The 17,363-nt window shown below is 42.6% G+C and carries 9 protein-coding genes; all 9 read left to right on the top strand.

The annotated features are described in order from the left end of the window. Positions 1 to 46: 46 nt before the first annotated feature. The 9 genes from MKX40_RS15730 to MKX40_RS15770 all read left to right on the top strand — a co-directional run bounded on the left by MKX40_RS15730 (position 47) and on the right by MKX40_RS15770 (position 17,344). Positions 47 to 1,477, top strand: a complete 1,431-nt coding sequence (locus MKX40_RS15730) for a response regulator (protein ID WP_339233738.1) — start codon at positions 47 to 49, stop codon at positions 1,475 to 1,477. A gap of 26 nt (positions 1,478 to 1,503) precedes the next feature. Continuing rightward, complete coding sequence (locus MKX40_RS15735) at positions 1,504 to 5,010, top strand: hypothetical protein (protein WP_339233741.1); 3,507 nt, start codon at positions 1,504 to 1,506, stop codon at positions 5,008 to 5,010. A gap of 112 nt (positions 5,011 to 5,122) precedes the next feature. After that, positions 5,123 to 8,305, top strand: a complete 3,183-nt coding sequence (locus MKX40_RS15740) for a heparinase II/III family protein (protein WP_339233743.1) — start codon at positions 5,123 to 5,125, stop codon at positions 8,303 to 8,305. 339 nt (positions 8,306 to 8,644) lie between these two features. Continuing rightward, on the top strand, positions 8,645 to 10,231 hold the full coding sequence (locus tag MKX40_RS15745; RefSeq protein ID WP_339233745.1) for a glycoside hydrolase family 43 protein: 1,587 nt from the start codon (positions 8,645 to 8,647) through the stop codon (positions 10,229 to 10,231). A gap of 400 nt (positions 10,232 to 10,631) precedes the next feature. Beyond that, positions 10,632 to 12,413, top strand: a complete 1,782-nt coding sequence (locus MKX40_RS15750; RefSeq protein ID WP_339233748.1) for a sensor histidine kinase — start codon at positions 10,632 to 10,634, stop codon at positions 12,411 to 12,413. After that, positions 12,388 to 13,983 (top strand): response regulator, encoded by a 1,596-nt coding sequence (locus MKX40_RS15755; protein ID WP_339233750.1) that lies wholly within the window; start codon positions 12,388 to 12,390, stop codon positions 13,981 to 13,983. The genes MKX40_RS15750 and MKX40_RS15755 overlap by 26 nt, the downstream gene beginning before the upstream one ends. A 188-nt stretch (positions 13,984 to 14,171) precedes the next feature. Then, positions 14,172 to 15,497: an extracellular solute-binding protein gene (locus MKX40_RS15760; protein WP_339233752.1), complete on the top strand. Its 1,326-nt coding sequence runs from the start codon at positions 14,172 to 14,174 to the stop codon at positions 15,495 to 15,497. Positions 15,498 to 15,578: 81 nt separating this feature from the next. Next, positions 15,579 to 16,508 carry a sugar ABC transporter permease gene (locus tag MKX40_RS15765; protein WP_339233755.1) on the top strand — a complete coding sequence of 310 codons (930 nt, stop codon included), beginning with the start codon at positions 15,579 to 15,581 and terminating at the stop codon, positions 16,506 to 16,508. Next, positions 16,508 to 17,344, top strand: coding sequence for a carbohydrate ABC transporter permease (locus MKX40_RS15770; protein ID WP_339233757.1), 837 nt, complete (start codon positions 16,508 to 16,510; stop codon positions 17,342 to 17,344). Before MKX40_RS15765 ends, MKX40_RS15770 begins: the two co-directional genes overlap by 1 nt. Positions 17,345 to 17,363 lie beyond the last annotated feature (19 nt).

The raw sequence follows: 17,363 nt of genomic DNA on the forward strand, positions 1-17,363 counted from the left end.
TATTTTCAAATAAAACCTTTCAGCATTAGAGGAGGATTGGTTTTGAATGAAGATGATTATTGTAGACGATGAGCGAATAGGCCGGGAAGGACTCATAGATTTTATAGACTGGCGTAAGGATTACGGCATTGAAATCGTGGGTGTTGCCTCCAATGGTGAAGAAGGATTCAACCTATATCAATCCAAGAAGCCGGATATTATTCTTACAGATATTAAGATGCCCATCATGACTGGTATAGAGATGGCTGAAAAAATAAGAACTATAGATCTGGATGTTCGTATCATTTTGCTGTCTGCATACAGTGATTTTAGCTATGCTCAAAAAGCGCTGAAAACGAAAGTGGATGACTATCTGCTCAAACCTATTGAAGAAGAAGAAGTTCGGAGGCTTATGAATCAAATTAGGGTAGAAAGCATGGAGCGTTGCTTAAAAAAAGACTCTAGACGACAGTTTTTGAACCTCATGAACGGTAGCTACGAATGGAACCACCAACTACAACAATGTACCTTCCAAGTGTTTATACTCGGCGAGCCAACGGAACGGGATCGTTGGAAGGATTCCTTGTGGCTATTGGAGTTTCATGAAGGATCCTATGTAGGGATAGCAAAATTTTCGCAAAACTCTTCTGATTACAATTCGAAGTTGTCAACGTTGAGAAGAGGGTTATATGTAGGAGGGTTAGCAGCAAATCCACAAGATATCCATAGAAGCTACAACGAGGCAGTTTTAGCACAATATATTGGAGAATTCTGGTCTATCAAAGGAGTGGATTATACTTTAATTTTAAAGCGACGAGAACAGTGGAGTAAGCATCAAATGGAAATACAAAAAGAAATTATTAAGCTGGCTGATGAGATTCGTGCTGCTCTTAGTCAATCAGAACATGAAATGATGGAAACAATCGTTCATCGGACAATGCAATATTTAATGCAAAATCAGGGGATTGACCCTTCATATATTGAAGATTCCTTAATGAGTCTTGCAATACGAGTTTCCCAAGCCTTATCTAATTTTAACGATGTCAAAGCCTCTCTATGGGAATTACGCATTTCGCTTCACGGAAGCAAGTGTTTTCATGAGATTAAAGGGGTCTTCTTGAATTGGTTGCAGAATTGGATAGAAAAAGTGGGAGAACAGCGTAAAGCATCTGATACAACGATCATAGAACAAGTTGTTGGAATTATTGAGCAACAATACGCAGAGGATCTTAATCTACGTATCATTGCAGAACGATTGTATCTGAGTCCAAATTATCTGGGTAACGTTTTTAAAAATACAACGGGGATGTATTTTAATGATTATTTAGCCATGCATCGATTGAAAAAAGCAACGGAGTTTTTGATCACTGGCTCCGATAAGGTGACTGTGATTAGTGAAGCCGTAGGCATTCCGAACACTTCATACTTCAGTGCATTGTTTAAGAAGACCTATGGCTTGACGCCTAAGGAATATCGAAGATTGCGATCGGCTCAATAAATAATAGCTGAGGAGAATACGGGCAGATGAAAATTTCTAAAACAAGTATCAATTTAATGGAATGGGATAAAGACGAGGCTCTAGCGAGTAAGAGAATGGACGAAACAGATCTTACGTGGCAATTACATCCTAACAGTACAATGACACTTCAATATCCTGGCATTCATCTGGACAATCACTGGGAAATGAAAGGATTTGTCGCTAGTAACCCGTATAGTGTAGATTTACGAGATTGGCATTCACTTGAGATTGAGGCAGTTATTAATACCACGACTCCTCTGAAGTTCATAGCAGAAATCGGATTGCTTAAAGATAAAAGTCCATTAGCAGAAGAATTAGCATATGTTAGTGCACAAAGTATAACTGTAGCTGATGCAGGAGGGCGTATACGACTTTCATTCGTTCTCAAACATTTTGATACAACTGTCGCATTGTCAGGAAGATGGAAATTTGTAAGATCAGTTTGTCTATCTGTCCAAGGTATAGATTCAGAGTTTGCTCAACCTCTTACAATTCGGGCCATACGGTTCGTTCGACGTCCTGCAATCTTCCTTGATACACCCGTACTGTCTCGTTCCGTGCCCAAAGGAAACTGTGCACATTACCGTGTTTCTGTTCATAATTGTACGGATGTCATCCAGCCGATTGTTCTCTCGTCAGAAAGATATGGGTGGGAATCCATGGATGTTCATGTTGAACCTTCCCAATGCATATTACAGCCTGGTGAGGTGCATGAAGTTGATATTCAGGTCACAGTACCCATGCATATAGCGCTAGGAGGTTACGAGAAACAAAATGTGATCGTTATTCCTGGGGGACGAGGTGAGCTTGCAGAAACTTTGGAACTGACAACAGTCTGTACTTTGCCACATCCCTATATCAAGCATGTTGAAGAAGGTTGGGAACAAGTCAAGCGAAATATTCGAGAGTATAACTGGGTCTCTGAACTGAAGGACATGTATCAACAACGAGCCGAGCTTTGGGAAGTGCCGGACATTGAATCAGATCATTTTCTGTTTCGGAGCCATCACGCTCATGAAGCCGAGAATGCGGCTATAGTATGGAAACTGACTGGCCGTGAAGACATGGCTAAGAAAGCGATACAATTTCTGCGTGCCGTTGTCCACCCTATACAAGGATATCCATTAAAATTACAGGCTTGTCATCAAGAATTGGTTCACGAAGGTGAATTTTTCAAGCATACTGCGGTTGTATATGATGTATTTGCGGATTCAGGGTTACTTACGACAGACGATCATGCGAATGTGGATTACTCTTTTCGAATGTTTATGGACTTGATTGATTACTCTCTATCCATTGGTGATTTATCGAACTGGACGATAAGTGAGATGATCGGTGCATTGTATTGTAGCCAAGCGTTGCAGGATCTAGAGCGAATGAATCGCTTCTTGTTTGGCATAGGTGGATTCACCGATCATTTGTCCAAGGGTACTTTGGATGATGGATGGTGGTACGAATGTTCCGTTGGTTACAATACAATGTCTGCTGGATTATTTACAGAAGTTGTTCAAAGTTGCAAACCGTGGGGGATCAATTTAGCGGATCATTGGTTGCCCGCTCAATATCATGACCAGATCACACCTGGGAATAAGCCGGAAAAAGATGGGCTTTGCCTAGATATTTGGGGCCCAAGGAGAAACAATTATCGATCCATTCGGCAGCTATGGGACAGCTTGTTACCTTTCGCAGATTACCGAGGGGTTGTTTTTGGAATTAACGACTCAACGGAAACGAAGCTGCTTGGAATTTCGGAGCGTGGTTATCTCGACGCTCGCTACGATTTGGCGTATTACCTGTTCCGTCAACCAGAATATGGGGACATCGCATTGCGGTGCAATCTAGAGGATAGAGATTTACTGTATGTAGTGCCTGATATTGAGGCCAGCGTTAATAAACCTTACCTTCAATCAGCCTATGCTGACACTGCGGGTGTGGCTGTACTTCGTTCCCAGACCACAGATCGTGAGCCTGGAGAACAGATTCAAGCTGTGGTGAAATACGGTATTCATGGCGGTGCGCATGGTCATTATGATCGTGTTAGTCTACTATCCATCATGCGCTATGGACGCAGTTTCTACAATCCAGAGAGCATCTGGTACAGCTATCATACGTTCATGTACAAATTCTATGTGCAATCTTCCATCACTCACAATATGGTTGTTGTTGACCGGAAGCAGCAGGATCCGACAGAAGGAAAACATCTATTATTTCATAGTGGTAGTTTGTTTCAGGCTAGTGCTGTTGAGAACATAGCTCGATGGTCCTATCCTCCATATGGAGGATGGAGAGTGGAGGGAGAAGATTCTTTTAGCGAACGTGCTTGGAAGGAAGGTCGATACATGCCGATTCCAGATATTGAACCAGAGTACACAAAACGAACGAATTTTACCGAGCCCATTCATCAACGAAGACTTACAATCGTCACAGATGACTACATCGTCCTTTTTGACTACATGGAGGGCGAGAAAGAACATGAATACGACTGCTTGTTCCATTGCAGAGGGCTAATTAGTTTGGAAGGCGATGGCAAGCGCTTGGAAGCACATACCCAACAATTCGATCCAGATCCGCTAGGGGGAGCACAGCTTATTACGGATTGTGAATGGTATAGCTTGGAAGGAAACGCCAAGGCTCACTTTGAAATGTTTTACGGTGAAGACAATATGGTTGCTGATCGAACAAGATTTAATGAGGATGGACTGTTACAGATGGATCATTATACGTTATGGCCACCCGCTCCTGAGATAATCATAGGAAACGATCCCGAATTTCATAAAGTTGACAAGCAACTGTTCTATGAGGTTCGAGGTGATGGACAGATTTTGCATAAAGGACAATTTGGAGCCTGGATATTAGGTCGAGATGACCTTGACTTGCCTGTTGAAGGCGTAGAAGAGATCGAGTTACGTGTTATGACATATGAAGGTGTTGGTGATAACGGCTTCTTGAAGGTTTCGGAAAAGACCATTTTCTGGGGAGATCCTTATTTGGAAACAACGAGTGGTGAAAAAATATATATAGCAGATCTCTCACTCGAAACTAAAAATACAGATCCCGGTCACGGAGTTGGTAAAGATTACTTCGGAGGACCTGTCAAGCTGGCAATGAAACAATTCGATCGAGCCGTTCCTGCTAATCCAATGAATATAGATAAAGAAGGGATCATTCGCATTAATCTGAAAGGTCTGAATGCAGTTCGGTTCGTTACGGCTATCGGAGGAGATTACCCACTTGGGGATGAGACTGGGCGACGCAAGATGTTGAGTGCACGCAGTGTTGGTCGTAAAGCACGATTCATTACAGTCATTGAACCTTATGAAGAGCATTCCATGATCATATCCGCTGTTGCCACTTCTGCTGATGAAACAAGAATCGTACTTGCAGACGGACGAATTCAAACCATACGAATTGAAAATCTTGATCATATGGTTGCTCCAGTAAAAGTTGAACTTGAAGAGACGGATGTAGCCGGTCAACGAATCAGATACGAAAAAGGCGGTCATGAGATATAAGTCGGATGATGGATTGGAAAACTGAAGCAAATATATTGAATTTTGTTGAGTAAACAGAACTAAATATATTTCCACGATCAGTTAGAAGAACATTCGTGAAGGAGAAACAAATATGATATCAACTTCCAACGCACGGTATATGCTTCAACAGCTTATCATTCGAGCAGAGCAATTGTTGGATGCAAGGGGAAGCTTTGTCACGAATGGTGCAAAACGTGCATTGCAAGATGCATTAAACCAGGCATACAAAGCTATGGATTCTAACGATGAAGTTCCTTTTCATAGGAATCGTGAATTTTTGGTCCCAAGAGATGATGAAGCGATTCATTTTGCCACGAGACGATTTACAATGGTTCCGCCTTTTCAAGAAGGGGGTGTATATGCCCTTTACGGTCTTGAGCCAGCAATAACCTGGTTTGAAAATCAGAATATTTTACGTGGTGGTGGTGCTTCTATCCCAGAAAAAGCGAAGTTTGCTTTAGAAAAGGTCCATCAATTCTTAAGCGCTGCTACACTGGGAGATGCAGTGGGTAACTATGATCCGGAAAAAGTTCAGCCGTTAATGATAGCTACCCAAGCATTAGAGAAAGAGTTAGGCGATTACGATCCAGATATTCATGGTGAAATAGTAGCTCAAAAAATCGTTGAGTTATACAACTGTTTAGATGATCTCCGAAATTCTCGACGTTTGCGTACGGATCTTGAACCTGATTCTTCATTATATTTGAGTAGTAAGAAGATGAAGAAACTCAGGGCTGATGTTCATAGCGGAGGCTCCATTCAAGAACGTTACAAGAATCTCGAACGATGGACAGAGCTCTATAGTCTAGAAGATTTAGAGAAGGCCGTCGATGGAATCATGCATGGATGTAGTGACTATGAAGATTTGAACAAGCATTTTTATCTCTGGAGTCATACCGATAAGATTATAAACTTCAAAGCTCCAAGTGAAACTGTGAAGGCATCGTTAAGCTTTGTTTTACCATCAGAAGAGAACGAGACAGAAGGATTAGGGCATGTATGGATTGATGACGTCGCCATCTGGACTGCGCACGGTAAACGTTTGGATATATGGAACGGTGGCTTTGATGATGGTACAACGCAACCAGATCATTGGTCCTCACAAGCGCGTCGAGGTAAGCCGATCTTGAAATGGGAACAAACGTATCCTTACTGTGGAGGTGAACATTTCAAAGAGATCCGACCATCTGATCCATCGGTATTTGCTTATGGAGATCAGCATAGTGAGGGTAAACGTTCCATCTATCTATGTAATCCAACTTCCGAGGATGAAGGGGCTTGGGTGTATGATCATATGTTTGCCGTTGAGCAAGGCACGCAATGTACACTTACCTTTTCTGCTAAGCTGGATGGGAAGTTAAAGAAAGGTCTGCGAGTGGTCATTACTTTTTTGGATAGTAATGACCGTGCCATAGGTGAACATGTATACGTATTTAATCGTAAATCTTCACTTTCAGGTAGTCGCTTCCAGTTGGCTATGCAGGCTGATGCGACGCGTTACGCAATGACAGGTGATATCTACTATGCGATCAAGACAAAATTTGCAATGCTTTATATTCTGAATGATTTCTGTCAAGGCGCAGAACATTGGATGGTCACCAATTTACGGCCTGAAGGTAATGACGCTTATGGAGCAGTACAGGGAGGTCGTGTATTAAGCGTTCTGGCGGTAAGTTATTCACTAATTCGTCAGGCTGACGTCTTTGAGTTGCATGAAAAGGAGCAATTCCATGCATTGATCGAGTATATGTTGAGATACTTGCTAGATTTGCGTGATCGAACCGAATGGAGTGCGGAGGAAGCACAGCGAGGCTGCAGCAATTGGCAGACGGATATGAGTGTAGGAACCAGCTTCATGATGATGGCCCTAAGCGATTTTCCAAACAGACACGTCTGGCTGAACAATGCAAACACTATACTCCGGTCACAATTGGAATTAAACGTGAATTCCGATGGTTCGTGGCCTGAATCGATTCGCTATCATCATGCTGCGTTGGAGAGATTCGCGGGATATGCCACTGTTTTGAAGAATGTAACGGGTGAAGATTGGTTTCTTACAACGCCAATTGCAAGGATGTTTGAATATGGCATTGATATGCAAACGCCTGGATATAGCTACTTTGATGGCAAGATTGGCACACCTCCATTTGGTGATCATGCACTTGGAGACGGGTCTGAATTTGGATATTACGGTGTCTTCCATGCTGCGATCGTGGAAGTGGATCAACAGCTAGCAGATCGAATGTACCATACTTGGGATGCTGCTGGGAAACCATTGAAAAAATGGACGGGTGAAGGGGTAGCTTTTGAAAATTTGCTTACTCACATTGAAGAATATGTCCCGAAGACGAAGCTTCACCTTAACTCCTGTATGAGTTACCCAGATGCTGGAATATATCTATTCCGAAAAAATTTTGGTATTCAGCAACAAAGCTATTTTGCAATCATGTCGAGTCCACGTCCGGTTGCACACGGACATCTGGATCAAGGGTCCTTCATTTTATATAAAAACTCAATACCACTCGTGATGGATTCGGGCATCGAAGGATACTTTGACAGTAGCACACATTGGCATCTTAGCTCTTACTCACATGCCTGTTTGCAATTCGCAACGCGCAAGCGCTTACTACCTGCAGATGATGGAGGAATGATAAATCTCTCAGCCGGTACATTTAGTTTAGAAAGAGGTTGGGTAGATGTTCCCAAGAGTAGCCGTGTTCTTCTCGTGAAACTTGGAGGGGAGGTTGAATCCATTACGATTGAGATAACTAATCCAGAAGGCTCCGGAAGGCACATTCGCCATGTAGCTTATGTCCCCGCATGCGACGTTTATATTATTCGTGACGAAATTGCAGACTATGAAGGCCAAGTGTTATTCAACTTACCTGTTGCTGCTACCGGTTCCACTTTACGTGGACATCGGATACTGTCAAAAGGCGTTGAATCTGTTGATCTTGAGACTATTTTTTTAAGTCCTCTCGAATCCATTACACTGGAGCAGGGAAGGACAACCCGCTTTTATGATCGCAAAGATGAGCATGTTCCAATGATGGATTATGTTCGAGCGGTTGCTGATGCAAAGAAAGGGTTCTGGACGGTACTCTATCCGAAAGAGAAAGGCCAAAAGGAACTCACAGTTACTTATACATCGGAAGACACTATTCACCTTTCAACTGAGCGTCATCAAGTGATGCTAGATATTAATTCCTGGACAGGTACTAAAGGCTTTAATCTGAATGATGATACGTATCGCTTACATGTAAGATCCGTATAGTAACGATTACTGCACACAGGATGTATACATTTGAGGGAGGTATGATGTTGAAGATTTTAGGGAAAGCAGCGAAACGTTTGCTCTCATAATCGTTGTGTCATCTATGGCTTCTTCGTTATTTAAGCTTCCGGATCATAGCTCAAGATCGAAGCTTCGGATTCTTACAATACCCCTATCTCGCAATTAAAAGAGCTAGTTGTTGCTGCGAACGAGGAAGAGTACCAAGTCATTTTAACTGCTTCGGCGCAGATTCGTCTTATTCGAGATATACATGTCAAAGAGGGGGGCAAGTAGTTCGCATGTTACGTTTTATTAACTAGACAATTGGAGGCTATAACGTTGAGTGAGACAATGATTCAAAATCCCATACTGCGTGGCTTTAATCCTGATGCATCTATTATACGTGTTGAGGATGACTACTATATTGCCACTTCTACATTCGAGTGGTTTCCTGGAGTAATCATTCATCACTCCAAGGATCTGATCCATTGGCGCCAGTTAGCCCGCCCTTTGGATCGGGTTAGTCAACTGAACCTGAAAGGCATACCAAGTTCAGGTGGTGTATGGGCGCCATCCCTCAGTTATTCCGATGGTGTATTTTATTTATGTTATACGAATGTTGTTGGAAGGAAAGGTGTATACAAGGATCTCTACAACTATGTAGTTACTGCTCCTTCCATTGAGGGACCTTGGTCTGATCCCGTTTATTTGAACTCAAGTGGTTTTGATCATTTTCTGTTCCATGACGAGGACGGAAGCAAATGGTTATTCAATATGCAATGGGATTTTCGTAAGAATCAAAATAGTTTTGCAGGAATTATCATGCAACAATATGATCAAGAGCTTGGCAAGCCTGTAGGACCGGTTAAATTAATTACTAAAGGCACTCATTTAGGTGTAACTGAAGGGCCAATGGTGTATCAGCGCAATGGATTTTATTATTTACTATTGGCTGAAGGTGGAACGGGAGAGATGCATGCAGCAACATTAATGCGCTCTCGAAGTTTGGAAGGACCTTATGAGGTAGATCCGGATTATCCTCTGTTAACGACAGTGGGCTCGATAGAACATCTGCTACAAAAGGCAGGGCATGGTAGTCTTGTGGAAACACAACAAGGTGAGTGGTATATGGTGCATATCTGCAGCAGACCCCTTTTCGACGGAAGCAAACTTAGTCCGCTTGGCCGAGAAACTTCCATCCAAAAGGTCATTTGGAATGAGGATGGGTGGTTAAAACTTGATTCAGGCAGCCGGTTGCCTGAACTCGAAGTAGCTGCGCCGAATTTGCCAATACATCCGTTTCCTGAATTGCCCTCAAGAAATCATTTTGATGAACATGCTCTTGGAATGGAATGGAGTTCACTACGAGTACCCGTGGATGAAAGCTGGATTACCCTTAGAGAACGCAAAGGATATTTACGTCTATATGGACGAGAGTCACTTGTATCCTGGCATGAACAAAGTTTAGTTGCAAGGCGTTTAAGCAGCTTGAACTGCGAGGCTTCAACATGTGTTGAATTTGAGCCTTCTACCTTTATGCAAATGGCAGGTCTTGTTTTGTATTATGATGAATCAGATCACTTTTATCTGTGTGTATCCTGGGACGAGCACATTGGCAAACACATCAAGGTGATTGTCAGTCAGCAGGGAGTTTACGATGAGTTGGGGAAAGGTATCAAGCTGGAGGAAGGATCCCCCATCTATTTAAAGGCTGTTGTGTATCAGGAAAAAACACAATTTCGTTATTCCCTAGATGAGGTAAATTGGATCGACATTGGTCCAGCGTTATATACGGGCGTGCTTTCCGATGAGTACGGTGGCAAACTCTCGTTTACTGGTGCGTTTGCTGGTGTATGTGTCCAAGATTTGGGTGGTACACGCTTGTACGCAGACTTCGATTACTTTGATTATAAAGAGATGGATTAAGATATAAGCGGAGGTTGTAATTTTAATACGAAATTGCACGTGAATTGTAATGAAAGAGTCACTCAGACAATCTGAGTGACTCTTTGAGTTGGCAACAATATACGAAAACTCGGTTTGCATTTATATAATGTGTTGCCACTTAGTGTCTGAAAATAGAATCAGACTGTTATCTCCCTGATTTCAGGCCATAAGTGTAGCTTTGTTACACAAATAAGGGTCAGACAAGGAAACCGTATTTTTAGGATAAATATCCAAACAAAAAGCCGTAATCTTGTGTTAAAATGAGAGCGTTTTATAACAATCAATATCATTTTTCCTAAGTTGGCTGTTATAAGCGGAAAGATCTCCTGAACCCTTACCCTTACAGCAAAAGAACATACGGACCAAGGAGGAGTAGCACATGCGTTTTTTTCGCCAGCTCAGGTATAGCGTTTTTTTGAAATTTTCTGCGGCTTTTATCATTGCAGGGCTGACTCCCCTATTTTTGCAAAGCTTCTATTCCTATCAGACCTTCACTTCACACGTGGAACGTTATGCGCAGGATAATCTCAAACAAATGGTCATGTACATGAGCTACAACATCAATGATGCGCTTGAACAGTATGACGATACCACCCAATTGATGTATACCGGAAGATATAAGGGCTTCGTTCAGGGCGCAAACATCAAACAGACTTACCAGGTCAACCAGTTGGAACAAATCAATGCCATTCCGATCGATACGTTTCTTGAAACGCTCCTCTATAGCGACAACTATATTGCAAGCGTTTTTTTTGCTCGTCAATCTGATAATAAAATATTTTATCAAACACGTAGTACAAGAGAGCTGCTTGAGAATCAACTACCTGTTCCGACCTGGAGTCAAGCGATGCAGGAGAACCCGACAAAAGTAGCCTTTTTTGTGACTCATTCGGTTCCTTATTTTGCCGGCTTTAACGAGAATGTGTTCACCATAGGCCGAAATCTGATAGATACATCTGGAGAGCCCACGGCCACGCCCAAGGTGCTTGGAACGCTTTTTATTGATGTCAAAGCCTCCAGAATCGGTCAATTGTTTGCGGAAATTCAGTTGAATGATAAAGACAATCTGTTTGTGCTGGACGGACAGGAACAGGTGTTTTTCAGCAATCGCGACCCGGAGAACGATGCTATGCCTGTTACGGAATCCATGGATGATCACACTATGGAATTCACAGAATCGGTAGCGGCGTTGAATGGTAACATGGTGGTCCAGATATCAAAAGAACGATTGTATGAGCAATTAACCTCCACGCGCTCCTCCTTTATTTTCACCATTGCGTTTTCAGTATTTGTGCTGATGATTATGGGCATCTGGTTCTCACGCAGGCTTTCGACGCCCATCCGTAAGCTTATTCGACAGATGGTGATTGTGGAATCAGGCAACCTTGACACCCGAGTAGACATTCAGGGTAAGGATGAGCTTGGACGTCTGGGAAAAGGTTTTAACCGTATGGTAGAAAGATTGCGAAATTATATCGACGACGCATTTGTTGCCGAGATCAAGCAAAAGCAAACGGAACTTAATGCATTGAAAAGCCAGATCAGGCCTCATTACCTATATAACACACTTGAGGTGATTCGCATGAATGCAGTCGACAAGGATGCGCTCGAGGTCGGTGACATGATTGCTTCGTTATCCCATCAGTTGAAGTATGTGATCGACTATGGGGAAGAGTGGGTTACGCTCCGGGAAGAATTAGATCATTTAACGGACTATTTTTATATCATCGAAGTCAGGTTTGAAAGGCGTTACCGCCTGAATGTTCACGTGGCTGACAATGTTCCTCTGAGCACGGCCATGCTGAAGTTGTCCCTGCAGCCTTTTGTAGAAAATGCGATTGAACACGGTTTGCATCCCCAAGGCAGAGGTACCGTGGAAGTGTCGATTTCTCGATCCGAAAACCATTTGATCATCACCATTTCCGACGATGGTGTTGGCATGGACGAATCGAGGTACACCGAGGTGATGCATTTGTTGAACTCCCGTGATCAAAGCACCGTACATGTCGGTATGAAAAACGTGCAGAAGCGTATCCGCTCCCTATGCGGAACAGAATACGGCTTAAGTATCGCAAGCAAACTGCATATCGGAACTTCGATTACGCTGGAATTACCCATAAAGGAGGGGAACGAAAATGATCAAGGTGATTTTGGCGGATGATGAGCCTATCATTATCAAAGGATTGCAAAAGCTTATTAATTGGTCCAGTCTAGGCATGGAGATTATCGGGCAAGCCAGTGAAGGAAACGAATTAATGCGAATGCTGGAGCAGAACCATCCTGATCTAATTATCAGTGACATCAAAATGCCTAATATGACGGGTATTGACATTATCAAAACGATTAAAGAGAATGCGCTGCCCGTCAAAGTTATTTTTATTAGCGCATATCAAGAATTCAGTTATGCCAGGGACGCCGTTTCATACGGTGCACTGGATTATTTGTTGAAACCTATTCGCAGAACTCAGCTTGAGCAAGTGTTACTTCGTGCTGCTCGGCTCATTACTGAAGAACATGAGGACAAACTTCGTCAAGGTAAACTTAAACATTTGGAGAAAAAGGTTCATTTGGAGCAACGTGAAGAGGGAATTTCTCGTCTAATCGAAGGAACTTTATCAAAAAATTCGGATTACTACCCGTTGATTTGTAATGTATTGCGAGGTCCCCAATATTGTATCGGAATAATGGATGTTGAATGGGGAGAAGTCGGACAAAAGTGGAACGATAAAGAGACCAGACTCGCTTTGTTTGCTGTTGGTAATATCTTAAACGAATTGATTACGGAACCAGCAATTGGTCAAGTTCTACTGTACGGTGACAAGTATGTTTATATATGTGGATTTGATAATGAACAAGACTCACGGGAGATGGCCAAGGAAATTCATAGAAATATCAGACAATATCTAAAACTGGGATCGACGATTGGAATCAGTAGTATGATCGATCAACTATTTAATTTACCAGATGCATATCAACAAGCCAGGTATGCTAATGATTTAAAGTATTTCTTGGGGATCGACAAAGTAATTGAATTTAATGGAGCTCCTCTGGCTGCTAAGTCACGTGTTATAGAAATTTACAGTTTGCAGCGTCAGGCAGCAATTCATTTTATAGAAAATGATCAAAAAATGGGAATGAAAATATGGAAAGAATTGCTGGAAATGATTAGATTAGCACACTTCGGGGATCGTACATTAGCTATATCTACGTGCTTGTCCTCTCTCCTATATTTGGTTCAAGAACTAGAAAAGTCTGGTTTGTTAACAACGGAACAAAGTGTACTGCGTGACCAGGCACAGGTACGATTAAGCCAACTCAAAACATATAACCAAGTCCTTCACGAAATGATTCGAATTGTTGAGGATTTACTCATGATCATCGAGAACGAATCTGGAAATAAGGAAAAAGCAGTATTGGCAAAAGTTAAACAGTTCATAGAAACTCACTACCATGAAGAAGTTACACTTGAATCCGTTGCTAACATAACCTATATGAATTCAAGCTACTTTAGTTTTTTCTTCAAAAAACATACAGGAAAAAATTTCAAACAATATTTAACGGAGGTTCGTTTGAAGCATGCTATTCGAATGCTGTTACATACGGACTTCATGGTTTACGAAATAGCTGAAAAAGTTGGATATCATAATCCTCGTCATTTTAGCGATATTTTCCGCAAAGCATTTGGACAATTACCAAACGAATACAGACAAGACAAAGGTAAAAACAATTGATTACCTTTCAACCTCTTTTTGAACCAGAAGGGAACTTGGGTAGGATGAAAACAACATGAAACTCGAAAATGCTACACCTGAAGCTAGAGAAACTTCATTTTACAGAAGGATTGAATTTGTTAATCTATCAATAGAAAGAGTAATTGCTTTTAGCAAGCGCTCTCATTTCCGAAAGGGAGGCCATTCAGATGAAAACAAAAAGAAAACGCGGACTCGTGTTAGCATTGGCTTTGCTCGTGACATCGGCTTTGTCGGCATGCAGCAGCAGTGGTGATACCAATACAACGACAGGGGGTTCATCAGGCAATTCTACAGAATCAAAAGTCACCTTCAGCATCGGTTATGCCACAGGGGACCCTGCAGGCAAACAAGCCATCTCCGAAAAAATTAAAGCTTTTATGGAAGCGAATCCAAATATCATTATTAAAGATATCAGCGAGGGCACGTCCTCTTCATACCTCGACTGGTTAAAGACAAAGGATGCCGTTGGCGAATTCCCTGATCTTGTAGAAATGCGTGACACAGAGGTATTCCTCAAAGCAAACAAAATTGCTGAACTTCCGCAGGAAGTCCAGAATCTGTTCGATTCAGTTCCAGCTATTGACGGCAAAGTATACAACGCTCCCATGGGGCTTAATGCGCCGGAAGGCATCATTTATAGTAAAAAAGCCTATCGAGATGCAGGTATTACCGAGCTTCCAAAAACCTATGATGAATTTCTGGCGGACCAGGAAAAATTGAAGGCTTCAGGCATTACTCCAATTGTGGTTGGCGGCAAAGATATTTTCCATATGGGTTTCTGGCTTAACAAGTTCCTCATCGATCAGGTATATGCGATCGACCCGGACTGGAACTCAAAACGTACGGCAAAACAGGTAAGTTTCACCGATGACAACGTCGTGCAGGCGATGAACGACTACAAGGAGCTTTTCCAAAATTACGTGGATAAAGGCTGGCTGAGCACAGGGGATAACCAAACGACATCGATCCTTATTTCCGGTAAAGCGGCGCAGTTATTCTCTGGACCGTGGATGTTCACCCAAATCGAGGAAGCGGATCCCAACTTCGAATTCGGTTTTTACGCGCTGCCGGATCGTCAGGGCAACATCAATGTGGTAGGACTCCCTTCTCCTGCGGGCTGGTCGTTGTCTTCCGAAGCGGCAAAGGATCAAGCAAAAAAAGAAGCAATGGTAGCTTTCCTTAAATTCTTCTTTGATAAAGAACAATACGGCGAATTTGTAAGTGTAACGAACACTATTCCAGCCACCAAAGACAAACCTGAACTTCAGGTATCCGAGCAAATGCAAACCGTACTGGATCTGGCAGAAGACAGCAACGTGAAGAAATCGCTTATGATCAATCAATGGTATGGCGAAAATCAGATTCCTTCGCAGTTCCGTAATTGGTATTACAAATTAATGCAGGATCTCGTTGTTTCCAACACAGACGTGAAGGAATATATGGAAAAAGCAGATGCGGAGTACGACTCGAACGTAGCTTCGAATCAGCAATAATTCGGAGTGGGCCTCCGCGATGACCGGAAGGCCTGCTTATATTTCGGATAGGAACAGAGGAGAGGAGAGAGGAGCAGGGCCATGCTTAAATCAAAGAACAGATATGAGGCAAACTCCATGCCAACTGCCAAAAGAAAAAGAAAATGGCCGCACTATGCCGTGTTGTTTATTCTACCATCGTTCATTCTGTACGTTATGTTCGTCATCGTACCAACGTTGAGCAGTGTGTATCTCAGCTTTACATCATGGGATGGCGTAAGCAGTAAGGTTAACTTTATCGGTTTGGCCAATTTCAAGGAAATATGGTATAGCGAGCGAGTGCACAATGCTCTCAAAAACACGCTGATTTTAACAGTTGTTTTGGTGCTGGTGGAAAATGCGGTAGCACTCGCCCTGGCGATGCTGGTCGAAAATGTCCGCTGGGCCAAAAATTTGTTTCGCAGCATTTTTTACTTTCCGGTGCTTATGAGCGGAATTGTCATGGGATTCATATGGACGATTATTTTGAACTATAATTTCGGAGTGTTGAATCAAATTTTGAGCGCCATCGGCCTGGAATCATGGATGGTGGACTGGCTAGGTAATCCAGACTATGCCCTGATTTCCATTATTCTTTCGACCGTATGGAAATCGGCAGGTTATTATATGATTATTTATCTCGCGGGCCTTCAAGGAATCTCGGCGGATCTTGGTGAGGCAGCATCCATAGACGGTGCCAATAAGTGGCAGCAATTCCGGCATGTAACCTTTCCGTTGCTGGCAGGTTCAGTCACCGTATGCTCCGTGTTGTCTATGATCGGATCACTGAAAATATTTGACCAGATCGCTGTAATGACGGATGGTGGCCCTGGCTTTGCAACAGAAACGCTGACCTATATTATTTACAAAGTCGGGTTTGGAGAAATGCGTCAAGGATTCGGTACGGCCATGGCCTTGGTTCTTTTCCTGTTGATTATGGTCATTACCATTATTCAGGTTAAGGTACTTCGCAAACGGGAGGTACAGCTCTAATGAACAAAAAAAGAAAAGTGACCGGGAATGATATCATAACACTACTGATAACAACGTTTATTGCTATTGTTTTTTTCTTTCCGATTCTGTTTAATCTGATATCTGCCTTCAAAAGCAATGGGGATATTTTACGCAATGCTATTGCATTGCCTAAAACCCTCTATCTGGACAGCTTTAAATATTTGTTGACCGAAACCGATTTTCCTGCGGCAATTTTAAACAGTTTTCTGCTTACCATGTTCTCCATTTTGTTCATGGTGCTCATTATCCCAATGGCTGGTTATGCTATTGAACGCCACGCTCGCCGCTGGACCAATTTCATTTTTGTGTTCTACCTGGCAGGTATGATGATCCCGTTTCAGGCTTACATGATTCCTTTGTTTAAGGAATTGAAGATGCTGGGGCTGTATGGTTCGTTGGCAGGTCCGATCGCCATTTACGTCTCAGGTTCCGTCGGTTTTGGTTGTCTCTTGTACACCAGTTTTCTTAAAAGCATTCCACGAGAGATCGAAGAATCTGCCGAAATTGACGGCTGCTCACGATACGGAATTTTCTGGCGCATCGTCTTCCCGTTACTTGGACCATGTACGGCGAGCATGGTCGTGCTTCAAGGATTAGGGATCTGGAACGATTTTCTCATGCCGATGCTGGTATTGCCTTCAGGACAACCCAAAACGATGATTGTGGAAATTTTTTACTTCGTCGGCGAATTCTCTTCCAGGTGGGACATGATTTTTGCAGGTACCACCATGTCAATCGTGCCGGTGCTTATCGTATTTGTCTTTTTGCAAAAATATTTTGTCAAAGGTTTGGCATCCGGAGCGATTAAGGGGTAGCACGGACAATCAAACACAC

Source organism: Paenibacillus sp. FSL R5-0517 (assembly GCF_037974355.1).
Taxonomy (GTDB): Bacteria; Bacillota; Bacilli; order Paenibacillales; family Paenibacillaceae; genus Paenibacillus.